Below are 24,526 nucleotides of genomic sequence, written 5' to 3'. Positions count from 1 at the left end.
AAGGGGGCATCCCGAAACGCCCCGCCCGCAGTCAGCGGTCGGCCAGCGCATCCGCCAGCACACGCCGCACGGTTTCGCGGGGCACATCACCGGTCACGAATGAACTGCCAATCCCGCGCGCGAGGATAAAGCGCAGCTCGCCTTGCACGACCTTTTTATCCTGCCCCATCAGATCAAGCAGCGCATCGGCATCGGGCAAATCACCTTCGATATCGCGCAGATCGGTCTTCATCCCCATCGCTTTCAAATGGGCGCGCACGCGGCTGGGGTCTTCCTGGGAACACAGCCCAAGACGCGACGACAGTTCGAACGCCAGCGCACAGCCGATCGCAACACCTTCGCCGTGCAAAAGCCGGTCGGAATACTGTGTGGCAGATTCAAGCGCATGACAGAACGTATGGCCAAGGTTCAGCAAGGCACGTTCCCCCTGCTCTGTCTCGTCGCGCATCACGATGTCAGCTTTCATCTGCACAGACCAGCGCACCGCCTCGACCCGCGCGGCCATATTCCCTGCGGCCAGCGCCGGCCCTTGGGTTTCCAGCCAGTCAAAGAACGCCGCATCGCCCAACAGCCCGTATTTCACCACCTCGCCATAACCGGCAAGGAAATCGCGCGGCTTGAGCGTGCCAAGAACGGCCGTATCGGCCAACACCAGCGCGGGTTGATGAAAGGCCCCCACAAGGTTTTTGCCCTGCGACACGTTGATTCCGGTCTTGCCGCCCACCGAACTGTCCACCTGCGCCAGCAGCGATGTCGGGATTTGCACAAATCGCACACCCCGACGCAAGATCGCGGATGCAAAGCCCACAAGATCGCCAATCACCCCGCCACCCAAAGCGATAACAACGTCTTTGCGTTCGACCTTTTGATCCAGCATCCAATCGACGCAGCGGGTCAATTGCGCCCAGCATTTTGTTGCCTCTCCGGGGGGCAGGCTCAGGGATTCTATCGTGATCCCATCCGCCGCCAACCCGGCGCGCAGGCTGTCCAGATGCAGGGCGGCAACCGTTTCGTCGCTGATCACCACCACCCGCGGGCGCGGCAGGAAGGGGGCGATATATTTGCCCGCTTCGGCCAGCAGACCCGGCCCGATATGGATGTCATATTCTCGGCCCGGCAGGCCCACATGCACGATTTCACGCATCTATTTTCTCGAGTACATCGGGGCGTGACAGCAAGGTGTCGATCACGCGGTTGGCCATTTTCTCAATCGACAGATTTGCACCGGAAGTCGTTGAAAGATTGGCAAGTTTATAGATCGGCACCCGTGCCTTGAACAGCTGTTCCAAGGTCTGGCGCGGGTTGCTGGTCCGCAGCAAGGGGCGCGTGTTTTTGTATCTGACGCGGTTCCAGATCACGTCGATATCCGCATCCAGCCAGACCGAAACCCCTTTGGTCGAGATGTTATCGCGGTTGATCTCCGACAAGAACGCGCCGCCGCCCGTTGACAGGATACCGGGTTCTTCGTCCAGCAGACGGGCAATCACCTCGGTCTCGCGCTTGCGAAAAAACGGCTCTCCGTCGCGTTCAAAGATTTCGGGGACGGTCAGGTTGGCGGCGGTTTCGATCTCGTGATCGCTGTCCAGAAACGGAACGCCCAATTTGACCGACAGCGCCCGCCCAACGGCGGTTTTGCCCGCACCCATCATGCCCACCAGAACAACCGACTTTTTCAGCCGGTATGCAGGTCGTTTTTGGGCCGTATCGGCTGGGGTTTGCTCAAATTCGTTCATTTGTCTTTGAATGACGTGATCTTACTGAAAAGGCCATATATAGATATTCAAAATGTTCGAAAGAAAGCAGGCAGTATTTATGGGCAAGCTAATCAAGTTTTTGATTTTCCTTTTGGTCTTCGGATTCATGGGGCTTGTCGCCTATGCGTATCTTGGCCCGTTTTTTGGCGCAAATTTCGCGCCGGATCAGATCGAGGTGCGCGAGCCCGTGCAATTGCCAGCCAAGTGACGCCGATGTTCAGGCAGATTTCCGCGCTTTGTCTGATGTGCTGGCCGGCCCTGACCATGGCGCAGGCCCCTGCCGCTGAAACGGCCCCCCTGTCGGTGATCGACTGGCTTGGCCAGCAACCAAAGGCGATGCCCGTCCGCCCCAAGCGCCCCGCCAAACCCGAGGAGGCCCCAGTGGCCAAGACGGCACTGCCCCCGTCGGTGACCGTCACCGCCCTTGGCGAAGGCAGCCCGCGCGCGATCGGTCTGGTCCCTGCGCATGTCACCGGTTTGCCGCAGGATCTATGGGCGGGCAGCAGCGTCAGCGACATCACCAGCCGCTTGGCCAACCTGCCCGACTTGCATCTGCCCGCCGCACGCGCCCTGTTTTTCAGGCTTTTACTGGCCGAGGCAACAGCCCCCGAAGGCCGCGCCGCCGAGGGTGATGCGCTGGCCCTTGCCCGTGTCAGCGCCTTGATCGACAACGGTGCCGTCGATCCTGCGCTCTCGTTGATTGAACAGGCCGGTGTCGCCACATCGGCCGATCATTTCGCGCTGTGGATGCAGGTCAGCTTGCTGGTCGGCACCGAAGACCGCGCCTGTACGCTGCTGATGCAAAAGCCGTACCTGACCCGTGATTACAACGTCCGTATCCTGTGTGCGGCGCGTGCAGGCAACTGGGACACTGCCGCGCTGACCTTTGGATCGGCGCAGGCTCTGGAATTGCTGCCGCCCGAACGGCTGGCGCTGCTGGACCGGTTCCTGAACCCCGACCTGTTCGAAGGCGAGCCGAACCTGACGGTGCCGCGCACAATGGACCCGATGGGCTTTCGCCTGTTCGAGGCGATTGGCGAGCGGCCCCAGACACGGTCCTTGCCGCCAGCCTTTGCCGTGGTCGATCTGCGCGATGTGGCCGGTTGGAAGGCCCAGCTTGAGGCCGCTGAACGGTTGACCCGTCTTGGTGCCTTGCCCGACAACCGGCTGTTGGGCATCTATTCGGACCGGGCGCCTGCGGCTTCGGGCGGGATATGGGACCGGGTCGAGGCGCTGCAACGGTTTGACACCGCCCTGCGCACCCGCAGCGCGGACGCGGTTGCCAAAACATTGCGCCCCGCGTGGCAGGCCATGCAAGAGGCAGAGCTTGAAGTCAGCTTTGCCACGCTCTTTGCCGAAGGCTTGCAGGCAATCCCGCTCGAGGGCAGTGCCGCGGCCTTGCGCAACCGGATCACGCTGTTGTCGCCGTTTTATGAAACGGTTGCCTCTGGTGCCACGGTTCCCCCAACGGCAGAGATCGCATTCATGAGCGCCATTGCCACAGGCACCGCCCCTGGCCGCGTTCCCGACATGAATCAGGCCGACGCCATTGCCAGCGCCTTTACCACCCCGTCGCCCCGCAGCAATCTGGTCAGCGATGCGCAGAACGGCAAACTTGGCATGTCTATTCTGGCAACGATCGCGCTGCTGGAAGACGGTGCAAATGGCGACACCGCCGCGTTGCGCGACGCCTTGTCCACGCTGCGCGCTTTGGGGTTGGAAGACTTCGCCCGCCGCGCCGCCCTGCAAGTGCTGCTGCTGGAGCGCGGCTGATGCACAGCGACACCTTTCACTGGATATCCACCTTTCTGGAGGCGCAGGCCGCAGAGCTGGGTGCCGCGACGAACACGCTTTTGGCCTATGGCCGCGATCTCAAGGATTTTGACAGCTATCTGGCCCGCAGAACCCTTGATTTCACCACCGCCACCCGCAACGACGTCGAAAGCTATCTGGTGTGGTGTGACGCGCAGGGCCTTGCCAAATCCACCCGCGCACGCAGGCTGTCGGCTGTCAAACAGCTTTACCGTTTCGCCTTTGAGGAAGGGTTGCGCGACGATAACCCCGCGATCCAGATCACCGGCCCCGGTCAGGAAAAGCGTCTGCCCAAAGTGTTGTCGGAAGACGAGGTGGACCGCCTGCTGGATGCCGCACGCAATTCGGGCCGCAGCTTGCAGGACCAGCTGCGCAACACCTGCCTGATGGAGCTGTTATACGCGACAGGCATGCGGGTCAGCGAACTGGTCAGCCTGCCGGTCAGTGCCACCCGTGGCGATCCGCGGCTGTTGCTAATCATGGGCAAGGGCGGCAAGGAACGGCTGGTGCCGCTGTCGCCCCCTGCCCGCCAAGCGCTGGCCGACTGGCTGGTCGAGCGTGACAAGATCGACGCCGCCGCGCAGGCAAAGCGACAGCCCGCCTCGCGGTTCTTGTTCCCGTCCCGTGGGGTTGCGGGATATCTGACGCGGCACCGGTTCTATCTGATGATCAAGGAATTCGCGGTTGCAGGCGGCGTTGATCCGGCCAAAGTGACCCCGCACACCTTGCGCCACGCCTTTGCCACGCATCTGCTGGCCAATGGTGCCGATTTGCGGTCGATCCAGACAATGCTGGGCCATGCCGATGTGGCAACCACCGAAATCTACACCCATGTCCTCGAGGCGCGCCTGTCAGAGCTGGTGTTGGAAAATCACCCGCTGGCCAAGGCGGCACGGCGCAGTTCCGGCGGCAGCACGTCTTCGGACGGCCAGTAGCCGCTGCGCAAGGCGCTGTGGTAGCCTTGGGTAAGTCCGGCGCGTTCCATCGCCGCCACCGCCGCCTCGACATCATAGCCCAGCTTGTGAAACGTCACCTGCCCTTGGTCCAGAACCGCAAAGCGGGTGTCCTGCCCGCCATCATGGGGCGGCATGCCGATCACGCCCGCATTGATCCAGCGCCCCTTTGCGCAGTCCTTGGTGAACGGTATCCCGCTATGGCCCGCGACAATCGCGTCCACGGGGCCAATCGCAGCCTCCACAGCGGCCCATTCTTCCTCGAAAACCTTCCGATCCGAACAGGGCCAGATAAACCGCGCAATATCGGTCATCCCGCCATGGATCACGGCAAAGCGTTGGCCCGCATGGGAGAAACTGATGATATCCGCCGCCGTCGCCATCCAGCCCCGCTGATCCGGCCCGATCTGGGCATTTGCGACCCCGTACCACCCTGCCGACAGCAGATCGCAGGTCGTGCCTGCGTCAAACCCGCAGCCGCAATCCGGTGCCCCGGCCGCCAGATGCTTTTCGCAATTGCCCGCCGCCAGCGGGATACGTGCCGCGCGCAGGGCATCCGTGGTCGCTGACGGATCGCCGCAATAGGCCACCACATCGCCGGTACAAATCATCCGTTCCGCCGGGATCGCACGCTGCCGGGCCGCGTCCATCAGGGCATGAAGCGCCTGCAAATTCGAATATGGGCCACCAAACAGCAACACCGGGCCCTCGACCCTGCCCAAATCTTGATGCTTCACAATGCTCATCCCTTGAATGAAACCGCCCACGCGCCCATAACGTAACCACAATCGCAAAAGGTATATTCTCAAATGGACACGGTCCCCGCAATGCTTGACGGAGAGTTCTGGATCAGCGTCGGCATTATTTTGTTTCTTCTGGTGCTGTCGGGGTTCTTCTCCGGCTCTGAAACGGCCCTGACGGCGGCGTCGCGCGGCAAGCTGCGCGCCCAGGCTGACAAGGGGTCCAAGGGGGCCGAACGGGCATTGGCGATCACCGAAGACAACGAACGGCTGATCGGCTCCGTCCTGTTGGGCAACAATCTCGTGAATATTCTTGCAGCCTCCCTCGCCACCGCGCTTTTCACGCGGTTGTTTGGCGAATCCGGTGTGGCCATGGCAACACTGGTCATGACCCTGCTGGTCCTCATCTTCTCCGAAGTGCTGCCAAAAACCTATGCGATCACAAATGCCGAAGCCGCAGCCGGTCTGGTGTCGCGCCCGATTTCGATTGTTGTCTTGATCTTCAGCCCCATGGTCAGCGCGGTCCGGTTTCTGGTGCGCGGGATATTGCGCCTGTTTGGCGTAACGATCGACCCTGACAGCAACATTCTGGCGGTTCGAGAAGAAATCGCCGGCGCGCTGCAACTGGGCCATTCCGAAGGGGTCGTCGAAAAAGAGGACCGCGACCGGATTCTGGGGGCGCTGGACCTGCGCGAACGCGTGGTCGAAGAGGTCATGCTGCACCGCTCGGGGATCGAGATGATAGACGCCCGGCTGGACCCGGCCAAGATCCTCGAACAATGCCTTGAGTCCAGCCACACCCGCCTGCCCGTCTACCGCGATGATCCCGAAAACATCGTCGGCGTGATCCACGCCAAAGACCTTTTGCGCGCCATGTACAAACGGATCACCGAAGCGCCGGCCGGTGCCGAACCCTTCAAGGATTTCAACATCACCGATGTGGCGATGAAACCCTATTTCGTACCCGAAACCTCAACTCTTGACGAACAGATGCGCCAGTTCCTGCGCCGCCGCACCCATTTTGCCCTGGTCGTGGATGAATACGGCTCCCTGCAAGGCCTGATCACCCTCGAAGACATCCTCGAAGAAATCGTTGGCGAGATCACCGATGAATTCGACGCAGAGGCAGACATGGGCGTGACCAAGGCCGAAGACGGCCAGTATTTCGTCGATGGTGCCATGACCATCCGCGACATCAACCGCGCCACCGACTGGAATCTCCCCGATGACGAAGCCAACACAGTCGCAGGACTGGTGATCCACGAGGCGCAAATGATCCCGACCCCCGGTCAGGTCTTTGTGTTCCACGGCTTCCGCTTCGAGGTCACGGCCCGCGATGGCAACCGGATCACCCAATTCAAAATCCGCCCCCTCTAACCGCTTCTCTGGCTTTCAAATATCCCGGGGGTCTTGGGGGCTGGCCCCCAATCTTCAAAAGAAATGGCCCCCGAGAACCAGTGCTAACCGCGCAACCGGGCCCCATCTGGGTCAAACGGGGCCTGTTCCAGCACGACCGCGCCATGGGGCACCCCCAGCACCATCACCTCGACCCTGTCGCCCGGCTTCACGTTTTTCACAAACCCAAGCGCCAGCGACAGCCCGACCGAATAGCCATAGGCCCCTGAGGTCACACGCCCAACCCCCACGCCATCCTTGAATATCGGCTCCCCGCCCGTCGCGTCCGCGTTTGACGCATCAGTCGCATCGGCATCCAGCGCCAGAACGACCAGTTGTTCACGGGCAGGCTTTTGCAGCACCTCCAGCAGGGCCGGTTTGTTCAAAAACTCTTTGTCCAGCTTGCACAAACGGTCCAGCCCCACTTCTTGCGGCCAGTATTCGGGGCTGTATTCGCGGCCCCATGACCCATAGCCCTTTTCGATCCGCAGCGACATCAACGCACGCGATCCGACAGGGCCAGCGCCCACATCGCGGCCTGCCTTTATCAGAGCCCCGTAAAGTGCGGGTTGATCGGCTGCATCACAATGCAGTTCCCAGCCCAGATCGCCGGTGAATGACACGCGCAAGGCCAGCACGCGGATGCCCGCGATCTCCAGCCATTTTGACCGCATGAAGGGGAAATCGGCCCCGTCCAGCGATGTGTTCGTCAGCCGTTGCAGCATCTCGCGTGATTTTGGCCCCGCGACGTTAAAGCCGCACATCGCAACGGTCTGGCTCTCGAACACGGTCCCTTCGGGCAAAGGCACCGCGTTAAAGAACCGCTGGTGATAGCGTTCGGCCATGCCCGACCCGATGATCCAGAACTCCTCGTCTCCCAATCGCGTCACGGTGAAATCGCCCGCAATCCCGCCGCGCACCCCGATCAGCGGGGTCAGACAGGACCGCCCCACAGCCTTGGGCATGGTGTTGGCGAAAACGCTGTTCAGCCAGCTTTCCGCATCCGGCCCCGTACAGCGGTATTTGGCAAAGTTAGAGATGTCGATGATCCCCGCCTTGTCGCGCAGCATCCGGCATTCATCGCCCACAGGCCCCCACCAGTTTTGCCGCGTAAACCCGTCGGTATCTGCGGTGCCGGGGGTGTCGGCAAACCACAAGGGGTGTTCCCAGCCATAGTTCAGCCCGAACACCGCCCCCATCTGTTTTTGGGTCTCATAGACGGGGCGCGTGCGCACGGGGCGGCCTGCGGCGCGTTCCTCGTTGGGGAAATGGATCTTGAAACGGTTGGCGTATTGGTCCCCCACCCGCGCCTTGGTGAACGCCGCATCGGCCCAGTCGCCAAACCGCGCCACATCCCAGGCGAACATGTCATAGCGGGATTCGCCCGTGACGATCCAATCCGCCGCCAGCAGCCCCATGCCGCCTGACTGCGAGAACCCCGGAATAATCCCGTTACAACAGAAATAGTTGCGCAGTTCAGGCACGGGGCCAAACAGCACATTGGCATCGGGCGACCAGATCATCGGCCCGTTGATCACCCGTTTGATCCCGGCGGTCCCCACGGCGGGCACCCGGTCAATGGCGCGCATCATGTTGGGTTCGATCCGTTCCAGATCATCGGCAAACAGTTCATGGCCAAAGCCAAGCGGCGTGCCGTCCTCGGCCCAGAACCGCAGGTCTTTTTCATAGGCACCGACCAGCAGACCCTTGCCTTCCTGACGCAGGTAATATTCGCCGTCACGGTCGGCGACGGATGGCAGACGGCGGTCAAGACCTGCGATTTCGGGGATGGTTTCAGTGACGAAATACTGGTGTTCGGTCGGTTGCAGCGGCAGGGTCAAGCCTGCCATCGCCGCGACCTCGCGGCCCCATAGACCTGCGGCGTTCACAATCCATTGCGTTGCGATATCCCCCTTTTCGGTGCGCACGATCCAGCTGCCGTCGGGTTGCTGTTCGGTCCCCGTGACGGGGCAAAACCGGATGATTTCGGCCCCGTTCTGCCGCGCACCTGTGGCATAGGCATTGGTCACGCCCGACGGGTCCACATTGCCGCCCGAGGGTTCGAACATGATGCAGCGGATGCCGTCATAATTGACCAGCGGATGCAGGCGTTCGGCCTCGTCGCGGGTGACTTCGTGGAAATTCAGCCCATAGTATTTCGCCTTGGCCGCTTGCAGCCGCAACTGGTGTTCACGCGCCTCGGTCTGCGCCAGATACAGGCTGCCGGGCTGGAACACGCCGCACGACTGGCCGGTTTCGGCCTCGAGCGCATTGTACAGGTCCATCGTGTAGTTCTGGATGCGGGTGATGTTGTTGTTGTCATGCAACCCGTGAATATTCGCCGCTGCGTGCCATGTGCTGCCCGATGTCAGCTCGGACCGTTCCAGCAAAACGACATCCGTCCACCCCAATTTGGTCAGGTGATACAGGATAGAGCAGCCGATAACGCCACCCCCGATAACGACGGCTTGAGCATGGGTGCGCATATTTTGGGTTCCAGTTCCCTGTGACAATCGCCCGAGTTTGGCGGCCCGGGGACCATTGCGGTTGCTTAAAACCGACAAATCCCGTCGCCATCAAGACAAGCTCCGCAAAATATGGGGCGCGCAAAATGGCTTAGGTGGCTTTCCCCGCATCAAGTTTGGCGGTCACACTGTCACGCACTTCTTTAGCTGCGCTTTTCAGCAATTGGTCGCGATCGGGGGCGAAATCGATCCCTGACAGGGCGCGCAACAAATGCCGCTCAGCAGCACCGCGCGCAGCCTTGCACAAACCGTCATCGGGGTGGCGCATCAGCCCGCCCAAGGTGGATTGCAAACATTGCTGCACCTCGACCACCGTTTTGCCGTCCCGCGCCAAGGCCCCAAAGGCGTCCTGGATCAAATCCTCCGGATCAAGCGGTCTGACAAATATGTTCTCCAGTATCTCGTCGCGGTCGCGCGCGACTTCGTCGTCGTAATCGGTCAGAATGCGCCCGATACGGTGGATCACGTCAATCGCCGTGCCAGGATCATTCACGCCGGGCGACAGCGCCTTGGACGCGACCTCGCCCATGACGATCAACCCGAAACGCGGGTCTTGGTCAAAGGTGCGGACATCGCCGACAATAATGCTGCGTTGAATGCCGTCGTGCAGGGTTTCATCGGTATGATCGTCGTCAATCGGCTCCCCCACACGGTGAACTTGCACCAAAGGTTCGTTGACGAACACGAAACCACCGATATTGCGCACCAGATAGATATGGACGCCGTGGTTCTTGGCGACACTGTCCAGCCCCTCAGGATAAATGTGCTGGATGTAGCCGCTTTCATTTGCCCTGATCACCTCGGCACCCTCGGGCACCGCATCAACCAGCGGATTGGCCCCAAGGCAGGGGTTGGCCAGACGGTCGCGGAATGTGCGGCAGGTTTCGCGCTCCACCTGACGGGAGGTGTCGATTAAGCTGCCAAAGCTTTGCAAATGCAGCACCCAGCGGATCAGGTAGAAGACGATCAGAACCAGCACCAACACGGTGGTGATAAACAGGACAAAGGCGCGTTTGTCGTCGAACACGCCCAATTCCCGCATGATGATCGCGATCAGCGCGTACACATAAGCCCCGATGAATACCGCCAATGTGTTTTGTGTAGTCAGATCCTGAATGATCAACCGGTGCACACGCGGGGTCCATTGGGTCGATGAACTGCGATAGACCGACACCATCACGCTGAGCGAGAATGTGGTGACAGCCAACATGGCGTTCGCGATGATCGACAACAGCCGGTCTGCTGCCGCGCCGGTCAGCGTCGTGCCTAGCTTTTCAGGTATCCAGCTTTCGATAAGCGAACTCAGCGCCACAGCACCGATGGCAAGCAGGCCCATAATCGCCACCCGCACCGAAAGCTGGCGGCTGTAATAGCGGGCTTTGCGGATCAGGGTCGACGGGTTGAGAAGGTTTTTTATCATAGCGTGCAATCTAATGTGGTGGCATCTCTTGTCCAGCGGCGCTTTGCCAAGCTGGCCAAAAGGGATGAGCCAAACCCGACATGAAATGTCGCTGCGCAACATGCCACATGTTTGTCACCTTGCAACGATCCCCTGAAACCGCCCCAAAGGGAGACCCAAGATGAAAACCACCACCCGTGCGCTCGTGATTGGGGGCGGCGTCGTTGGCGCGTCGGTTTTGTATCATCTGACCAAACTGGGTTGGAAAGACGTGATGCTGGTGGAGCGGTCGGAACTGACCTCGGGCAGCACATGGCACGCCGCTGGCGGGTTTCACACGTTGAATGGCGATACGAATATGGCCGCGTTGCAGGGCTATACCATCCGTCTTTACAAAGAGCTTGAGGAAATCACCGGCATGTCCTGCGGCTTGCATCACGTGGGCGGCGTGACCCTTGCCGATACGCCGGAACGTTTTGACATGATGCTGGCGGAACGGGCCAAGCACCGCTTTATGGGGCTCGATACCGAGATCGTCGGACCGGAAGAAATCGCCAGGATCGCCCCGATTACCAACCTCGAGGGCATTATCGGCGGGCTTTATGATCCGCTCGACGGGCATCTTGACCCGTCGGGCACGACCCACGCCTATGCGAAGGCGGCACGTATGGGCGGTGCCACCATTGAGACCCATTGCATGGTGCGCGAAACCAACCAGCGCCCCGATGGCACGTGGGATGTGGTGACAGACAAGGGCACGATCCACACTGAACATCTGATCAACGCAGGCGGGTTGTGGGCACGTGAAGTGGGCGCGATGGCGGGTGTGTACTTTCCCCTGCACCCGATGGAACACCAGTATATCGTCACCGACGACATCCCCGAAATCTATGAACGCGAGGCCGAGCATCCGCATGTGATGGACCCCGCCGGAGAAAGCTATCTGCGCCAAGAAGGGCGCGGGCTGTGCATCGGGTTTTACGAACAATCCGCGCGGCCTTGGGCGGTGGATGGCACGCCATGGGGGTTTGGCCATGAACTGCTGCCCGATGACTTTGACAAGATCGAACAAAGCATTGATTTCGCTTATAAACGCTTTCCCGTGCTGGCCACTGCCGGTGTCAAATCCGTCATCCACGGCCCGTTTACATTTGCGCCCGACGGCAATCCGCTGGTGGGGCCCGTGCCCGGCCTGCGCAATTATTGGTCGGCCTGTGGCGTGATGGCCGGCTTCTCTCAGGGGGGCGGTGTCGGGCTGACGCTGGCGCAATGGATGGTCGAAGGTGAACCGGAGCGCGATGTGATGGCGATGGATGTGGCGCGCTTTGGTGACTGGATCAGCCCCGGCTATACCTTGCCCAAAGTGATCGAAAATTATCAAAAGCGGTTCTCGGTCTCCTATCCGAACGAGGAACTGCCCGCCGCCCGGCCCCATCGCACCACGCCGATGTATGATATTTTCAGCCGTCTGGGCGCGGTCTGGGGCCAGCAATACGGGCTCGAGGTGCCCAACTATTTCGCCACGGGCAACGAGCCAAAATTCGAGACGCCGTCCTTCCGCCGCTCTGACGCGTTCAGCGCTGTGGCGCGCGAGGTTGCGGGGGTGCGAGGCAGTGTTGGCATCAACGAGGTGCAGAATTTCGGAAAATATCTGGTCACGGGGGCGGACGCCCGCGCATGGCTGGACAGGATCATGGCGGGGCGCGTGCCTGCCCAAGGGCGTATGTCACTGACGCCGATGCTGTCGGAAAAAGGCAAGCTGATCGGTGATTTCACCATGTCCTGTCTGGATGCGCAAACCTTCCAGCTGACCGCATCTTACGGCGCGCAGGCCTATCACATGCGCTGGTTTACCCGGCATTTACAAGGTGATGTGCGGGTCGAGAATATTTCCGACAAACGTACGGGGTTCCAGATTGCAGGGCCGAATGCCGCAGCCGTTCTGGCCACCTGCACCCGCGATGACGTCACCACCCTGCGGTTCATGGATGTGCGCAAAATGACCGTCGGCATGGTGAATTGTCTGGTGCAGCGTGTCAGCTATACCGGCGATCTGGGGTTCGAGATTTATTGCGACCCGATGGATCAACGCAGCCTTTGGACCACGCTTTGGGAAGCAGGCAAAGCCTTTGACATGGTGCCTTTTGGAATGCGCGCGATGATGTCGCTGCGGCTCGATAAATTTTTTGGCAGTTGGATGTCGGAATTTTCGCCTGATTACACCGCCGCCGAAACCGGGCTGGACCTGTTCATCAGCTTCAAGAAGAACGTTGATTTCATTGGCAGAACCGCAGCCGAGGCTGATCGGCGCGCTGGCCCGGATCGCGCGCTTTGTGCATTCGAGGTGGATAGTATCGACGCCGATGTGCATGGCTACGAACCGATCTGGCATGACGGTCAGGTGGTGGGGTTCTGCACCTCGGGCGGCTATTCGCATTTCGCGGGCAAATCCATCGCCTTGGGGTTTGTCCCTACGGGCAGCAGGCGCGACGGTTTGCGGGTAGAGATCGAGATTTTGGGCAAGATGTGCCCTGCCCGTCTGATCACGACCCCCTTATTTGATGCCGATGGCGCAAGAATGCGCGGCGCACCCTTAACCCCGTGTTGAAATCGCGCTAGTCATAACGGATGAGCAAACCCGTCCTCCCGATTATCCTGCTAGCCGCTGGCCAGTCATCGCGCATGAAAGGCCGTGACAAACTGCTTGAGCAGGTGGACGGGATGCCCTTGTTGCGGCGTCAGGCGATGATGGCTTTGGCTGCGCACTCAGGGCCAGTGATTGTGACCTTACCAGCCAAACCGCACCCGCGCTATGACGTGATCGCGGATCTTGAGATCACCCGGGTCCCCGTTCCCGATGCCGATGAAGGCATGGCTGCATCCCTAAGGCGCGGATTTGCTGCGCTGCCGCCAAACACGCCAGCCGCGATGCTGTTGCTTGCCGATCTGCCGGATTTGACCATCGTCGACTTGAAGAAGTGCCTGCAAGCCGTTGATTTAAAATCAACTAACTCGATCTGGCGCGGGGCGACTGCGCAGGGTCAACCGGGGCACCCCATTATCTTTGCGGCTGTCCATTTTCCGGAATTCGCGAAACTGACCGGCGACAATGGCGGTCGCGAGATCGTCGCCGCCGCAAAGGACCATTCAGTCCTAATTCCGCTTTCAGGACAACAGGCCCGCCGTGATCTGGACACCCCCGAGGCCTGGGATAAATGGCGCGCCGAAAACCCCGACCGTTAGCCGCAGCGGGCACATCGCGTGCATGAGGGCCAGTTAACGGTCGAACAGGATGACGTCGGCTTTCTTGAGGGTGCGGCGGGCAGATAGATAGGCGTTCGTGCCCTCCTGCGTGGCCAGTTCTGGAAAAATCTCTTGAATTTCAGTGCGCTGTGCGTTGCCGATCCCCGCAAGGCTTTGCTGGGTGGGTTGAAAGCTTTCGATCCAGACACCGTTTGACAGCACGACCTCGTGGTGATCGCACATAAAGTGATAATAGGTCGTGCCGGTGCTGGCGACGACATCGACCCCTTGGACACCCGTCAGATGCTTGGCCGCAACCAGCACTTCGCGTTCCTCGAAATACAAGGCGGTTTTATCATTCGCTACCAGAACACGGTGGTTCGGGCTTAGCATCATGTCACGCTCCGGCAGATTGCTGCCCAAAGCCCCCTGCCGGATCAGAACCGGTTTCAGATGCGCGGCGCGGGAAAGATCACCTGACGTCATGGCGCGCCGCCCGGTCCAGCGGATTTCCTGAAGCCCATTGTCGCGCGTCACCACAACATCCCCGACCTGCAAATCCTCGACCTTGCGTTCGCCTTTTGGCGTGGCAATGCGTGTCCCTGTGGTAAAGCAAGGCGTTATTTCAGTATCGGGCGTTGGCAACGTCATTATCCTTGGTCATCGTAAATAGCTTGTCGTGAAAAAAACCGTAAAAGCGCGGGCAAGTTTTATGCAGCCCAGCATAGCTGCCCCGGTTCGGCCCAGAAAGATCAAACAAGAAACAAAATTAACATATTAAGGGGCTTGTGGGGTTATATCGGCATTTTCAGAAGATCAACGTTGCGGGGATTTTCGGCCATTGTTTCCAAATTGATGCGCATTTTGCATCGACCCACCCAAGGAAATCGGCAATATTCCCCAAATTCCGCCCCAAATCACCCAGCAGGTCAGCGCATTGTTTCCAATGTCGAAAACCGGCATCGGCATAGAAAAAAGCCTGACCCCGGCAAAATTCGCGCAGGGAAAGAAACGGCAACAGGAACCAATCCCATCGGATTTTAAGCATTTTTTCAGGATTTGGGAGGGAGCCGCCATATTCGATAACAATCGAATGATGGCTGACTCGAGTCCAATTCATAAATCCCTGCAACACAGTCGCAGTCTTCATGCGGAATAACCTGCAAAGGTTATTGGTACCCAAGGCCGGACTCGAACCGGCACGCCTCGCGGCGGGGGATTTTGAATCCCCTGCGTCTACCATTCCGCCACTCGGGCACTGGGGGGCTGATACCGCGCAACGCACAGGTCGGCAAGGGTAAATTTGCGGGTTTTTCTTGACCCCATGCGATAGGCATGGTGTTGCCTTGAAACATTGTCATTTTAGCGGAGAACCACGCATGATCCGAGGTCTGTATGACTGGGTGTTAAGCCTTGCCAACCACCCGAAAGCACTGTGGGCGCTGGCATTCATCGCGTTCATCGAAAGCTCGGTCTTTCCGATTCCACCCGATATCATGATGATTCCGATGATTTTGGCGCGCCCGAACCGGGCCTGGCTGATCGCGGGCGTGGCACTGGTCGCGTCGGTGCTGGGGGGGATGCTGGGCTATGCCATCGGGGCATTTGCCTTTGATACGATCGGGGCCCCTATTCTGGCGAGCTTGGGCAAGGCCGATGCGATGGCCGAATTCTCTTCGCGTTTCAATGACATGGGGTTCTGGGCCGTGTTGACCGCTGGCGTCACGCCGTTTCCCTACAAGGTGATCACGATCATGTCGGGCTGGACGGCCATGCCGCTTGGCACGTTTATCGTCACCTCGATCCTTGCACGCGCCTTGCGGTTCTTTATCGTCGCGGCGCTGTTGTGGAAATTCGGCGCGCCGGTGCGCGACTTTATCGAGCGGCGGCTGCCGCTCATGTTTACAATTGCCGTTGTGCTTCTTTTTGGCGGCTTTTTTGCGGTGAGGTATCTGTGATGACGCGCAAGACTTTGATTCTATTGGCAACCCTTGGTTCAGCGGCGCTGCTGTTGGGGGCCTTCGGGTTTCAGCATCTGGGCGGGATGGTGCCGTGCAAATTGTGCCTGTGGCAAAGATGGCCCCACGCGGCGGCAATTGTGATCGGTGTGATCGTGCTGTTCGGTGCGCCGCGGGCCTTGATCTGGCTGGGCGCGCTGGCCGTTACGGTTACAGGCGCAATCGGCGTTTATCATGCTGGTGTTGAATGGAAATGGTGGCCCGGCCCGTCAAGCTGCACAGGCGGCGGCATGGATTTGGGCGCGCTAAGCGGCAGCGATCTGCTGTCGACGACCGCGCCTTCGGGCTTGGTCATGTGCGACGAGATCGTGTGGCAGCTGTTCGGCCTGTCGATGGCGGGCTGGAACGCCGTGATTTGCGCTGTCTTGTTGGCGTTCTGGGTGGCTGCGGCGCGGGCGCGCGCCTAACCCGCCTGCGCGCCCTGCCCGGTTTTACGGGTTTTCAACAACAGGCTGGTTTCACTGGCCACAACACCGTCAAGCTTGCGAATCCGGGCCAGAACCTCGTCAAATTCCTCGAGGGTTTTGGTGCCGATTTCGACGATCACATCCCAGCGGCCATTGGTCGAATGCACCGCCCGCAACTGCGTCATGCCCATCAGCGTGCGGGTGATCCGGTCAGTGCCGCGCCCTTCGATTTCGATCATCATCAACCCGCGCACCGGATCGGCCAGAACATCCGAGCGCGTCACCACCGTAAACCCCAATATTTCACCGCTTGCTTGCAGCCGCTCAAGCCGGGCACGCAATGTTGTGCGCGAAATGCCCAGCCGTGCCGCCAGATCCGACAGCGACGCGCGCGCGTCCTCGCGCAGGGCCGAGACCAGTGCTTCGTCCGATTTGTTCATTTGATCCATCCAATCCGGTCAAAATATCTCCGGTTTGGTCACTTTATTACATTGTGACGATCCAGACCAGCCAGATATGTCTGTTGAAACGCAATCAAAGGGGTCTTTTCCATGACACAGCAAAACTGCATTCTTCTGGGCGCACCGATGGACAGCGGCAAGCGCCGTTTGGGCTGCCTGATGGGGCCTGACGCCTATCGCACCGCAGGGCTTGCAACGGCGCTGGCCGATCTGGGTCACACGGTCACAGACCGCGGCAATGTCCCGCCCGCCCCCTATACGCCCGGCCAGCACCCCAAATTGCACGCGCTTGAGGAAACGATCGCCTGGACCCAAAGCCTGGCTGACGCGGCCGAGGCAGCACTAGGCGAAGGCACCCCGATCTTTATGGGCGGCGATCATGCGCTGGCGTCCGGCACCGTCTTGGGCGCAATGCGGTTTGCGCAGGCGGAGGGTCGTCCCTTGTTTGTGTTGTGGCTGGATGCCCATAGCGATTTTCACACCCCCGAAAGCACCGACAGCGGCAATTTGCACGGCACGCCCTTGGGGTACGTGACGGGGCGCGAGGGTTTTGATGCCTTCCCCGATCTGCCCTATCCGCTGCCCCACGACAATATTGCCATCATCGGCTTGCGCTCTGTCGATGCGGCTGAACGCGCTGCCTTGCAGGAAACCACCATCCAGCGGGTCGACATGCGCGAGATTGACGAAACCGGCATTGCCACGCCGTTGAATGCCTTCCTTGCCAAGGTCGCGGCGGCCAACGGGATGCTGCATGTGTCGCTGGATGTTGATTTCCTTGACCCTTCCGTTGCGCCTGCTGTCGGCACCACGGTTCCGGGCGGTGCCACCGTGCGCGAAGGCCATCTGGTGATGGAAATCCTCCACGACAGCGGCTTGATGACATCACTGGATCTGGTGGAGCTGAACCCGTTTCTGGATGAACGCGGCCGCACTGCGCGTTTGATGGTTGATCTGGCCGCCTCTGCCTTTGGCCGCCGCGTCTTTGACCGCCCCACCCGCGCCTATTGATCCCGTGAAAGGATGCCAGCCATGACCAATCTCAACCCCTCTGCCAAGGCGCTTGTGCCGTTTGTTTCCGTTCACAACATGATGAAGCTGATCCACCACGTCGGTGTTGAACCCATGTTGGTGGGGCTTGGTGACTATATCGAGGCCGATTTCAAACGGTGGGAGATGTTTGACAAAACCTCCCGTGTTGCCAGCCATTCCGAAAAGGGTGTGATCGAATTGATGCCGACCTCGGACGGGGATGTCTACGGGTTCAAATACGTCAACGGGCATCCGTCCAACACGGCAGACGGGTTGCAGACGGTGACGGCTTTCGGGTTGCTGGCCAATGTCGCCAATGGCTATCCGGTGTTGCTGTCCGAGATGACGATGCTGACGGCGCTTCGTACGGCTGCGACCTCGGCTGTGGTTGCGCGGTTGCTGGCCCCCAAGGGTGCGCATGTGATGGCGATGATCGGCAACGGGGCGCAATCGGAGTTCCAGACACTGGCGATGAAGGCGATTGTCGGCATCGACGAAGTGCGCCTCTTTGATATCGACCCAGCCGCCACCGCGAAATGTGCGACAAATCTGGCGGGCCACGGGATCAAGGTCGTGGCCTGTGACACCGCCGAAGACGCCATATTGGGCGCGCAGATTGTCACCACCTGCACCGCAGACAAGCAATATGCGACGATCCTGACTGATAACATGGTCGGTGCTGGCATCCACATCAATGCGATTGGCGGCGATTGCCCCGGCAAGACCGAACTGGCCCCGGCGATTTTGCACCGTGCGGGCATCTTTGTGGAATACCCCGAACAAACCCGTATCGAGGGCGAAATCCAGCAGCTTGACGCCGATCATCCGGTGACTGAAATCTGGCAGGTGTTGACCGGACAGGCCAAGGGCCGCACGGATGACAAGCAGATCACCCTGTTTGACAGCGTCGGTTTCGCGATCGAGGATTTCTCGGCGCTGCGCTATGTGCGCGACCAGATAGCCAGCACGGGGCTGTTTGACCCGCTTGACCTGCTGGCCGATCCCGAAGATCCACGCGACCTGTTCGGGATGCTGCAACGCGCGGGCTAGGGTCTAGGCTTTCGCGGTCACGTCGTGATGATACAGCCAGTTAAAGGAACCGATCATGGCACCGGGGGCGATTTTGCTGGCCAGACGCAGGCCGGTATGGGCCGCGAACCTGTTCAGACCGGGTGCCATATGGTAGCGGGCCGCGTTGCCCGCTGCCGCCTTGATCACCCTTTTTGCGCGTGGTTTGCGCAAGGCCTGATACCGGTTCAGGGCCTGTTCTTCGGGGGCATTCAACACGCAATCGGCCAGCACCCACGCGTCCTCCAGCGCCATATTGGCCCCTTGGGCCAGAAACGGCAGCGTTGGATGCGCGGCATCGCCCACCAGCGCAACACCGTCGCTTTGCCACGTCTCGGCGACAGGATGCAGGTGCAGCCCCCATAACGTGCAGCGTTCAACGGCGGCAATCATTTCTCCTGCACGGCCGCCAAATCCGTCAAACGCCTTGCGCAGATTTGCCGGATCATCCGCGATGGCCCAGCCTTCGGGGGCCCAGCTGTTGCGCTCTTCGACAGCGACGAGGTTCACCAGTTTGCCGCCGCGCAGGGGATAGCTGACCAGATGGCGACCGGGGCCCATTGTGACATGCGCCTCGTTGGGGTGATTGAACCGGTTCGGCACCAATGCACGCCACGCCACCTGCCCGCTAAATCGCGGCTCGTTTGTGGCATTCAACATGCCCCGCGTTTTTGAATGGATGCCGCTTGCGTCAACGACCAGCTTGGCACGCCTTGTGCTGGCATCGGCCAACCTGACCTGCGGCAAGGGCCCGGGAACGCAATGGTCGGACGCGATCCCCAATTCAACCGACACATTGCCCCGTTTGGCCGCCCCCCACAGCAGATCAATCAGATCGGCCCGGTGCATGAACATATAGGGATGGGCCGCCTGCCCGCGCATCAGGTCCAGCCGCGCCACCTGTTTTCCGTCCCTGTAGTCTTGCAAGACGACGGCTTCGCCCCGTACGGCCCCGCGGTTTTCCAACTGCGTTTCCAGCCCCATCGCACGCAACACGGCCATACCATTGGGGCTGATCTGCAAACCCGCGCCGACTTCGGTGATCTTGGGGGCCTGTTCTAGCAAGGTCACGGCCATACCACGGCGCGACAGGCACGCAGCAGATGCCAGCCCGCCAATCCCGCCGCCAATCACGATTGCATTACTGATGGCCATATTGCCCCCCATGAAAAAAGCGCCACGGCTTGCACCCTGACGCTTGTTTAATTTTTTTCTTAGGAACGCTCAATCGTCACGATGGACTTTTTCGCGGCGCTCGTGACGCTCTTGCGCCTCAAGGCTCATCGTTGCGATGGGCCGGGCGTCAAGACGTTTAAGCGAGATAGGATCGCCGGTCACCGAACAATATCCGAACTCACCATCATCAATGCGGCGCAAGGCGGCGTCGATCTTGCTGACCAGTTTGCGGGCCCGGTCACGTGTGCGCAATTCCAATGCACGGTCTGTTTCTTCGGAGGCACGATCGTTCACGTCAGGGATGTTGCGCGTGCCATCCTGCAGACCTTCGATTGTGTCGCGGCTGCCTGCCAGCAGCTCTGCTTTCCAGTTTAACAACTTGCGTCTGAAATACTCAACTTGCCGATCATTCATGAACGGCTCGTCTTCGGCAGGGCTATAGCCGTCTGCCAGAAAAACTTCCTGCTTCATATCATTCCCCATAGCGGTCCTTGATCCAGTCATTGAGGTCAGTCTCCCGACTCCGCTCCTGTTGCAGGCGTCTAACGCAGCGTTCACCGATTGTCACTACACAATGGAGTCGAAAATTGGTTTAAGGACCCCGAATGACGCGCCAGAGAAGGTTGATAACAAGATGAAATTCCAAGGTACTGATGACTACGTCGCAACGGATGACCTGACAATCGCGGTAAACGCGGCGGTGACGCTTGAACGTCCGTTGCTGGTCAAAGGCGAGCCGGGCACCGGTAAAACCGAACTGGCACGCCAGGTGTCCAACGCGCTTGGGCTGCCGATGATCGAATGGAACATCAAGTCGACAACCCGCGCCCAGCAGGGCCTGTATGAATATGATGCGGTCAGCCGCCTGCGGGATAGCCAGTTGGGCGAAGAGCGCGTGCATGACGTGAAAAACTATATCCGCAAAGGCAAGATGTGGCAGGCGTTCGAGGCCGAAGGCAAAACCGTTCTGCTGATCGACGAGATCGACAAAGCCGATATCGAATTTCCCAACGACCTTTTGCAAGAGCTCGATAAGATGGAGTTCTTTGTCTACGAGACAGGCGAGACCATCAAGGCGGTCAACCGCCCCATCGTGATCATCACCTCCAACAATGAAAAAGAACTGCCTGACGCGTTTTTGCGCCGATGCTTCTTTCACTATATCCGCTTCCCCGAAATGGACACGCTGCGCAAAATCGTCGAAGTGCATCATCCGGGCATCAAAGAAAACCTGCTGACCACCGCGCTGACCCAGTTCTACGAGATTCGCGACCAACAGGGCCTCAAGAAAAAGCCGTCAACATCCGAGGTGCTGGACTGGCTGAAATTGCTGCTGGCCGAAGACATGGATGCGGCTGATCTCAAGAAAGATGGCAAAAGCGCGTTGCCCAAATTGCATGGTGCCTTGCTGAAAAACGAACAGGACGTACACCTGTTTGAACGTCTTGCCTTCATGGCCCGCGCTCAGAAATAGCGCGGGAAACCAAATCTAGTGGCGGCTGTACCCGCAGCCCATATGCACTTGTGGCGTGCACGACACGCACGCCACATGCCTGCCGTAATCATTAACATTTTTCTCTCTTTTGACATTATTGGTCCTTAGAAAGGTCTGGTTAGTGGGCAATTTTGACCCTGTAATCAGCTCAAAAGGGCACGCAGGCAAATGATTGATATGAATTTGGCACGGTTCGTGCTGTCAATGCGCACTCTCGTTGCGACCCGCACCGGAGCGTTGCGCCCGGGCTTTTGTGGTGACCGCACGTGAGGGGCCGTTTTCTCTTTCCGATCATGTTGTTGGTAAATGCCTGTGTTCCGGCCTCCCATCCCGGCGTCGTCACCCGTGCGGCCTTTGAAAGCCCGTCCTCATCCTTGCCCGCGATGAAAAGCTTTACGGCCCATTACCCGCAAGCCGCGCCCCGATCCAATAACGACCTGTCGCTGGATTTCATCGATCTGTCATTCCGCATGGAAAGCGGCAAGGACCTGCGCGTTCTGACCCGGTTCGAAGGGCCAATCACGATCCGGGTCATAGGTGCCCCGCCCAGCACCCTTGGCCCCGATCTGACCCGACTGATCTCGCGGCTTCGGTCAGAGGCGCGCATCGACATCAGCCCGACCAAGGCCGCCGATGCAAACATCACCATCGAAGCGGTCAGCCGGTCCAAAATCCGGCAGGTGCTGCCGGAGGCCGCCTGTTTTGTGGCCCCCAATGTCAGCAGCATCGACGAATACAAGAAAGTCCGGCGCAACGCCCAGACCAATTGGTCGTTGATGACCACGCGCAAGCGGATCGCAATCTTTTTGCCCAATGATGCCAGCCCCCAAGAGGTGCGCGATTGCCTGCACGAAGAAGTCGCACAAGCCCTTGGGCCGCTCAACGATCTCTACCGCCTGCCCGACTCCGTCTTTAACGACGACAATGTCCATACGGTGCTGACCGGATTTGATATGATGATCTTGCGGGCCTATTATGACCCCGCCTTGCGGTCCGGCATGACACGCGGTCAGGTCTCAAACGCCCTGCCCGGTATCTTTGCCCGCATCAACCCGCGCGGCACATCGACCAAAGCCCGCTTTGTCACGCGGACCCCGCGCGAATGGAATCTGGCCGTTCAGGGCGCGCTTGGGCCCGGTCGTTCCGATGGCCAACGTCAGGATGCCGCCTATAGCGCGATCAAGATTGCGCAAAGTCTGGGCTGGCAGGATCACCGCCGCGCCTTTGCGCATTACGCCATGGGCCGCGCCTTGCAAAGCGGCGACCAGGAAGCCGCGCATAAGCAATACCAGCTCGCCGAGCTGTTCTATTCCCGCAACCCCGGCACCGATCTGCACCGCGCCTATGTCGCCACGCAATTGGGGGCCTATGCGATCGCCACTGGCGATGGGGCCGAAGCGCTGCGGCTAATTGGCCCACATATTGAAACTGCACGCCGCCGTGAAAACGCGGCCTTGCTCAGCACCCTTCTTTTACTGCGCGCCGAAGCACTGGAGCTGGAAAACCGCGTGGCCGAAGCGCAGCTTGTCAGGCTGGACAGTCTTGGCTGGGCGCGTTACGGCTTTGGCTCTGATTGGGCTGTGCGGGCCAAAATGCGCGAAATCGCGTCACTGAACCCGCTCAAATAACACGCAAAGCGGGCTGAAATGATCGTAATAATTTTCGCGCTGATTGGCGCTGTCTGGGGCGGTTTTACCGCGTATAAACGTCAGGGAAACCGCAAGGACATCGCACAATATGCCGCCGGCTATGCCATGGCCTTTATTATCGTGGGCATGATCCTTACAGTTCTCATCGACCGCATCCTTTCCGGAGCCTGATCGATGTTCCTGCCGTTTTTCGACCAATTGCGCCGCCACAAAGTCCCCGTTTCCATGCGGGAATTTCTGGCGTTTCTAGACGGGATGGCAGCGGGTCTTGCGACCTATGATGTCGATGCCTTCTATTACCTCGCCCGCGTCAGCATGGTCAAAGACGAACGCAACATCGACAAGTTCGACCAGGCCTTTGCCGCAGCGTTTAAAGGCTTGGAAAACATCGCCTTGGACGACGTTCTTGAAGCGGTAGATATCCCCAAGGACTGGCTGGAAAAGATGGCTGAGAAGCATCTGACCGCCGAGGAAAAAGCCGAGATCGAAGCGGCAGGCGGTTTCGACAAGCTGATGGAAACCCTGCGCAAACGGCTCGAAGAACAAAAGGGCCGCCATCAGGGGGGCAATAAATGGGTTGGCACCGCAGGCACCTCGCCTTTCGGGGCCTATGGCTACAACCCCGAAGGCGTGCGCGTCGGTCAGGAAGGCTCGCGCCACCAGCGCGCGGTCAAGGTCTGGGACAAGCGCGAATTCAAGAACCTCGACGACACGGTCGAACTGGGCACCCGCAACATCAAGGTCGCCCTGAAACGTCTGCGCCGTTGGGCGCGTGATGGCGCAGCTGATGAACTGGATCTGGGCGGCACCATCCGCGCCACTGCCGAACATGGCTATCTTGACGTGAAAACCCGCCCCGAACGGCGCAACGCTGTCAAAGTATTGCTGTTTCTGGACGTTGGCGGTTCCATGGACCCGCATATCAAAACCGTCGAAGAACTCTTCAGCGCGGCCAAGGCCGAATTCAAACATCTGGAATATTTCTATTTCCACAACTGCCTTTACGAAGGCGTGTGGCGCGACAACCGCCGCCGTTGGGCCGAACAGCAATCCACCCAGGACGTCCTGCGCACCTACGGGCCCGATTACAAATGCATCTTCGTCGGCGACGCCTCCATGTCCCCCTACGAGATCGCCTATCCCGGCGGGGCCAATGAACATTGGAACCCCGAGGCGGGCTCCGTCTGGCTGGGCCGCGCCCAGGAACAGTGGAAAAGCAGCCTCTGGATCAATCCGATCCCCGAAAAATACTGGCCCTACACCCAATCCATCAAAATGGTTCAGGAAATATTCGGTGCCGATGCAATGGTCCCCATGACCCTCGAAGGGCTCAGCCGCGGCATGCGGGCCCTTACCCGCTGACCCATGTGACCCGGCCTTCGCTTCACCCTTTCATAAA

At 59.6% G+C, this 24,526-nt stretch carries 24 protein-coding genes and 1 tRNA gene; 14 read left to right on the top strand and 11 right to left on the bottom strand.

All coding sequences use genetic code 11. The annotated features are described in order from the left end of the window. Positions 1-31: 31 nt before the first annotated feature. Together aroB and ACSQ13_RS06175 are read right to left on the bottom strand one after the other, a co-directional pair. A complete protein-coding gene (gene aroB, locus ACSQ13_RS06180; protein ID WP_295508554.1) occupies positions 32-1,144 on the bottom strand; it encodes a 3-dehydroquinate synthase in 1,113 nt (370 codons plus the stop codon). Then, positions 1,137-1,733 carry a shikimate kinase gene (locus ACSQ13_RS06175; RefSeq protein ID WP_176249927.1) on the bottom strand — a complete coding sequence of 199 codons (597 nt, stop codon included), beginning with the start codon at positions 1,731-1,733 and terminating at the stop codon, positions 1,137-1,139. The genes aroB and ACSQ13_RS06175 overlap by 8 nt, the downstream gene beginning before the upstream one ends. A gap of 79 nt (positions 1,734-1,812) precedes the next feature. Between ACSQ13_RS06175 and ACSQ13_RS06170 the strand changes: the two genes are divergently transcribed. From ACSQ13_RS06170 to ACSQ13_RS06160, 3 genes are read left to right on the top strand one after another with little or no spacing between them, the layout of a single operon-like run. Next, positions 1,813-1,962, top strand: a complete 150-nt coding sequence (locus tag ACSQ13_RS06170; RefSeq protein ID WP_176249928.1) for a hypothetical protein — start codon at positions 1,813-1,815, stop codon at positions 1,960-1,962. A 5-nt stretch (positions 1,963-1,967) separates the two neighbouring features. After that, positions 1,968-3,527, top strand: a complete 1,560-nt coding sequence (locus tag ACSQ13_RS06165; RefSeq protein WP_295508559.1) for a hypothetical protein — start codon at positions 1,968-1,970, stop codon at positions 3,525-3,527. After that, positions 3,527-4,501: a site-specific tyrosine recombinase XerD gene (locus ACSQ13_RS06160; RefSeq protein WP_176249929.1), complete on the top strand. Its 975-nt coding sequence runs from the start codon at positions 3,527-3,529 to the stop codon at positions 4,499-4,501. Before ACSQ13_RS06165 ends, ACSQ13_RS06160 begins: the two co-directional genes overlap by 1 nt. Here the strand turns inward: ACSQ13_RS06160 and ACSQ13_RS06155 are convergent. Next, a complete protein-coding gene (locus tag ACSQ13_RS06155; protein ID WP_367268329.1) occupies positions 4,438-5,265 on the bottom strand; it encodes a metallophosphoesterase family protein in 828 nt (275 codons plus the stop codon). The genes ACSQ13_RS06160 and ACSQ13_RS06155 overlap by 64 nt on opposite strands. Positions 5,266-5,328: 63 nt before the next feature. Between ACSQ13_RS06155 and ACSQ13_RS06150 the strand changes: the two genes are divergently transcribed. Continuing rightward, a complete protein-coding gene (locus ACSQ13_RS06150) occupies positions 5,329-6,636 on the top strand; it encodes an HlyC/CorC family transporter (RefSeq protein ID WP_176249931.1) in 1,308 nt (435 codons plus the stop codon). A gap of 83 nt (positions 6,637-6,719) precedes the next feature. On the opposite strand, the gene ACSQ13_RS06145 is transcribed toward ACSQ13_RS06150, so the two are convergent. After that, positions 6,720-9,140: a GcvT family protein gene (locus ACSQ13_RS06145; protein ID WP_295508567.1), complete on the bottom strand. Its 2,421-nt coding sequence runs from the start codon at positions 9,138-9,140 to the stop codon at positions 6,720-6,722. A 130-nt stretch (positions 9,141-9,270) separates the two neighbouring features. After that, positions 9,271-10,599 carry a DUF2254 domain-containing protein gene (locus tag ACSQ13_RS06140; RefSeq protein WP_295508570.1) on the bottom strand — a complete coding sequence of 443 codons (1,329 nt, stop codon included), beginning with the start codon at positions 10,597-10,599 and terminating at the stop codon, positions 9,271-9,273. 160 nt (positions 10,600-10,759) lie between these two features. On the opposite strand from ACSQ13_RS06140, the gene ACSQ13_RS06135 reads away from it, so the two are divergent. Both ACSQ13_RS06135 and ACSQ13_RS06130 read left to right on the top strand, forming a co-directional pair. Then, on the top strand, positions 10,760-13,186 hold the full coding sequence (locus tag ACSQ13_RS06135; protein WP_295508574.1) for a GcvT family protein: 2,427 nt from the start codon (positions 10,760-10,762) through the stop codon (positions 13,184-13,186). Between the two features lie 20 nt (positions 13,187-13,206). Then, positions 13,207-13,821 carry a nucleotidyltransferase family protein gene (locus ACSQ13_RS06130; RefSeq protein ID WP_295508576.1) on the top strand — a complete coding sequence of 205 codons (615 nt, stop codon included), beginning with the start codon at positions 13,207-13,209 and terminating at the stop codon, positions 13,819-13,821. Between the two features lie 33 nt (positions 13,822-13,854). Here the strand turns inward: ACSQ13_RS06130 and ACSQ13_RS06125 are convergent, their stop codons facing one another. From ACSQ13_RS06125 to ACSQ13_RS06115, 3 genes are all read right to left on the bottom strand, one after another. Next, entirely contained in the window at positions 13,855-14,472 is a 618-nt protein-coding gene (locus tag ACSQ13_RS06125; protein ID WP_367268330.1) for a Hint domain-containing protein, read from the bottom strand. Positions 14,473-14,629: 157 nt separating this feature from the next. Next, on the bottom strand, positions 14,630-14,971 hold the full coding sequence (locus ACSQ13_RS06120; RefSeq protein ID WP_295508579.1) for a hypothetical protein: 342 nt from the start codon (positions 14,969-14,971) through the stop codon (positions 14,630-14,632). A gap of 23 nt (positions 14,972-14,994) precedes the next feature. Then, positions 14,995-15,078, bottom strand: a tRNA-Leu gene (locus ACSQ13_RS06115). 122 nt (positions 15,079-15,200) lie between these two features. Here ACSQ13_RS06115 and ACSQ13_RS06110 point away from each other — a divergent pair. Together ACSQ13_RS06110 and ACSQ13_RS06105 are read left to right on the top strand one after the other, a co-directional pair. Next, positions 15,201-15,779: a YqaA family protein gene (locus ACSQ13_RS06110; protein WP_176249938.1), complete on the top strand. Its 579-nt coding sequence runs from the start codon at positions 15,201-15,203 to the stop codon at positions 15,777-15,779. Next, entirely contained in the window at positions 15,779-16,246 is a 468-nt protein-coding gene (locus ACSQ13_RS06105; protein ID WP_295508584.1) for a disulfide bond formation protein B, read from the top strand. Before ACSQ13_RS06110 ends, ACSQ13_RS06105 begins: the two co-directional genes overlap by 1 nt. On the opposite strand, the gene ACSQ13_RS06100 is transcribed toward ACSQ13_RS06105, so the two are convergent. Further along, on the bottom strand, positions 16,243-16,686 hold the full coding sequence (locus tag ACSQ13_RS06100; RefSeq protein ID WP_176249940.1) for an Lrp/AsnC family transcriptional regulator: 444 nt from the start codon (positions 16,684-16,686) through the stop codon (positions 16,243-16,245). The two genes, ACSQ13_RS06105 and ACSQ13_RS06100, sit on opposite strands and share 4 nt — an antisense overlap. Before the next feature lie 111 nt (positions 16,687-16,797). On the opposite strand from ACSQ13_RS06100, the gene rocF reads away from it, so the two are divergent. Both rocF and ACSQ13_RS06090 read left to right on the top strand, forming a co-directional pair. Next, entirely contained in the window at positions 16,798-17,718 is a 921-nt protein-coding gene (gene rocF, locus ACSQ13_RS06095) for an arginase (RefSeq protein WP_295508588.1), read from the top strand. 21 nt (positions 17,719-17,739) lie between these two features. After that, positions 17,740-18,789 (top strand): ornithine cyclodeaminase, encoded by a 1,050-nt coding sequence (locus ACSQ13_RS06090; RefSeq protein WP_295508592.1) that lies wholly within the window; start codon positions 17,740-17,742, stop codon positions 18,787-18,789. Between the two features lie 3 nt (positions 18,790-18,792). Here the strand turns inward: ACSQ13_RS06090 and ACSQ13_RS06085 are convergent, their stop codons facing one another. Further along, positions 18,793-19,962, bottom strand: a complete 1,170-nt coding sequence (locus ACSQ13_RS06085; protein ID WP_295508594.1) for an FAD-dependent monooxygenase — start codon at positions 19,960-19,962, stop codon at positions 18,793-18,795. A gap of 69 nt (positions 19,963-20,031) precedes the next feature. After that, positions 20,032-20,466, bottom strand: coding sequence for an RNA polymerase-binding protein DksA (dksA, locus tag ACSQ13_RS06080; RefSeq protein ID WP_176249944.1), 435 nt, complete (start codon positions 20,464-20,466; stop codon positions 20,032-20,034). A gap of 151 nt (positions 20,467-20,617) precedes the next feature. Here dksA and ACSQ13_RS06075 point away from each other — a divergent pair, with 151 nt between their 5' ends. The 4 genes from ACSQ13_RS06075 (at position 20,618) to ACSQ13_RS06060 (ending at position 24,489) form a co-directional block, all read left to right on the top strand. Next, the gene (locus tag ACSQ13_RS06075) at positions 20,618-21,457 is read left to right on the top strand and encodes an AAA family ATPase (RefSeq protein ID WP_176249945.1); all 840 of its coding nucleotides are present in this window, start codon (positions 20,618-20,620) and stop codon (positions 21,455-21,457) included. A gap of 314 nt (positions 21,458-21,771) precedes the next feature. Further along, positions 21,772-23,106 (top strand): DUF2927 domain-containing protein, encoded by a 1,335-nt coding sequence (locus ACSQ13_RS06070; RefSeq protein ID WP_176250219.1) that lies wholly within the window; start codon positions 21,772-21,774, stop codon positions 23,104-23,106. 18 nt (positions 23,107-23,124) lie between these two features. Next, positions 23,125-23,298, top strand: a complete 174-nt coding sequence (locus ACSQ13_RS06065; protein ID WP_176249946.1) for an apolipoprotein acyltransferase — start codon at positions 23,125-23,127, stop codon at positions 23,296-23,298. A 3-nt stretch (positions 23,299-23,301) separates the two neighbouring features. Next, positions 23,302-24,489: a vWA domain-containing protein gene (locus ACSQ13_RS06060; RefSeq protein ID WP_295508603.1), complete on the top strand. Its 1,188-nt coding sequence runs from the start codon at positions 23,302-23,304 to the stop codon at positions 24,487-24,489. Positions 24,490-24,526 lie beyond the last annotated feature (37 nt).

The organism is Sulfitobacter sp. SH22 (genome assembly GCF_965641905.1).
GTDB lineage: Bacteria > Pseudomonadota > Alphaproteobacteria > Rhodobacterales > Rhodobacteraceae > Sulfitobacter.
This window is presented reverse-complemented; position numbering and strand designations above follow the sequence as displayed.

What these genes read in the sequence shown, in the direction of transcription:
- ACSQ13_RS06150 (WP_176249931.1), top strand. Translation starts at nt 5,329, where the DNA reads ATGGACACGGTCCCCGCAATGCTTGACGGAGAGTTCTGGATCAGCGTC.
- ACSQ13_RS06155 (WP_367268329.1), bottom strand. Translation starts at nt 5,265, where the DNA reads ATGAGCATTGTGAAGCATCAAGATTTGGGCAGGGTCGAGGGCCCGGTG.
- ACSQ13_RS06135 (WP_295508574.1), top strand. Translation starts at nt 10,760, where the DNA reads ATGAAAACCACCACCCGTGCGCTCGTGATTGGGGGCGGCGTCGTTGGC.
- dksA (WP_176249944.1), bottom strand. Translation starts at nt 20,466, where the DNA reads ATGGGGAATGATATGAAGCAGGAAGTTTTTCTGGCAGACGGCTATAGC.
- rocF (WP_295508588.1), top strand. Translation starts at nt 16,798, where the DNA reads ATGACACAGCAAAACTGCATTCTTCTGGGCGCACCGATGGACAGCGGC.
- ACSQ13_RS06175 (WP_176249927.1), bottom strand. Translation starts at nt 1,733, where the DNA reads ATGAACGAATTTGAGCAAACCCCAGCCGATACGGCCCAAAAACGACCT.
- ACSQ13_RS06100 (WP_176249940.1), bottom strand. Translation starts at nt 16,686, where the DNA reads ATGAACAAATCGGACGAAGCACTGGTCTCGGCCCTGCGCGAGGACGCG.
- ACSQ13_RS06110 (WP_176249938.1), top strand. Translation starts at nt 15,201, where the DNA reads ATGATCCGAGGTCTGTATGACTGGGTGTTAAGCCTTGCCAACCACCCG.
- ACSQ13_RS06160 (WP_176249929.1), top strand. Translation starts at nt 3,527, where the DNA reads ATGCACAGCGACACCTTTCACTGGATATCCACCTTTCTGGAGGCGCAG.
- ACSQ13_RS06170 (WP_176249928.1), top strand. Translation starts at nt 1,813, where the DNA reads ATGGGCAAGCTAATCAAGTTTTTGATTTTCCTTTTGGTCTTCGGATTC.
- ACSQ13_RS06090 (WP_295508592.1), top strand. Translation starts at nt 17,740, where the DNA reads ATGACCAATCTCAACCCCTCTGCCAAGGCGCTTGTGCCGTTTGTTTCC.
- ACSQ13_RS06145 (WP_295508567.1), bottom strand. Translation starts at nt 9,140, where the DNA reads ATGCGCACCCATGCTCAAGCCGTCGTTATCGGGGGTGGCGTTATCGGC.
- ACSQ13_RS06060 (WP_295508603.1), top strand. Translation starts at nt 23,302, where the DNA reads ATGTTCCTGCCGTTTTTCGACCAATTGCGCCGCCACAAAGTCCCCGTT.
- ACSQ13_RS06105 (WP_295508584.1), top strand. Translation starts at nt 15,779, where the DNA reads ATGACGCGCAAGACTTTGATTCTATTGGCAACCCTTGGTTCAGCGGCG.
- aroB (WP_295508554.1), bottom strand. Translation starts at nt 1,144, where the DNA reads ATGCGTGAAATCGTGCATGTGGGCCTGCCGGGCCGAGAATATGACATC.
- ACSQ13_RS06065 (WP_176249946.1), top strand. Translation starts at nt 23,125, where the DNA reads ATGATCGTAATAATTTTCGCGCTGATTGGCGCTGTCTGGGGCGGTTTT.
- ACSQ13_RS06085 (WP_295508594.1), bottom strand. Translation starts at nt 19,962, where the DNA reads ATGGCCATCAGTAATGCAATCGTGATTGGCGGCGGGATTGGCGGGCTG.
- ACSQ13_RS06120 (WP_295508579.1), bottom strand. Translation starts at nt 14,971, where the DNA reads ATGAAGACTGCGACTGTGTTGCAGGGATTTATGAATTGGACTCGAGTC.
- ACSQ13_RS06070 (WP_176250219.1), top strand. Translation starts at nt 21,772, where the DNA reads ATGTTGTTGGTAAATGCCTGTGTTCCGGCCTCCCATCCCGGCGTCGTC.
- ACSQ13_RS06165 (WP_295508559.1), top strand. Translation starts at nt 1,968, where the DNA reads ATGTTCAGGCAGATTTCCGCGCTTTGTCTGATGTGCTGGCCGGCCCTG.
- ACSQ13_RS06075 (WP_176249945.1), top strand. Translation starts at nt 20,618, where the DNA reads ATGAAATTCCAAGGTACTGATGACTACGTCGCAACGGATGACCTGACA.
- ACSQ13_RS06140 (WP_295508570.1), bottom strand. Translation starts at nt 10,599, where the DNA reads ATGATAAAAAACCTTCTCAACCCGTCGACCCTGATCCGCAAAGCCCGC.
- ACSQ13_RS06130 (WP_295508576.1), top strand. Translation starts at nt 13,207, where the DNA reads ATGAGCAAACCCGTCCTCCCGATTATCCTGCTAGCCGCTGGCCAGTCA.
- ACSQ13_RS06125 (WP_367268330.1), bottom strand. Translation starts at nt 14,472, where the DNA reads ATGACGTTGCCAACGCCCGATACTGAAATAACGCCTTGCTTTACCACA.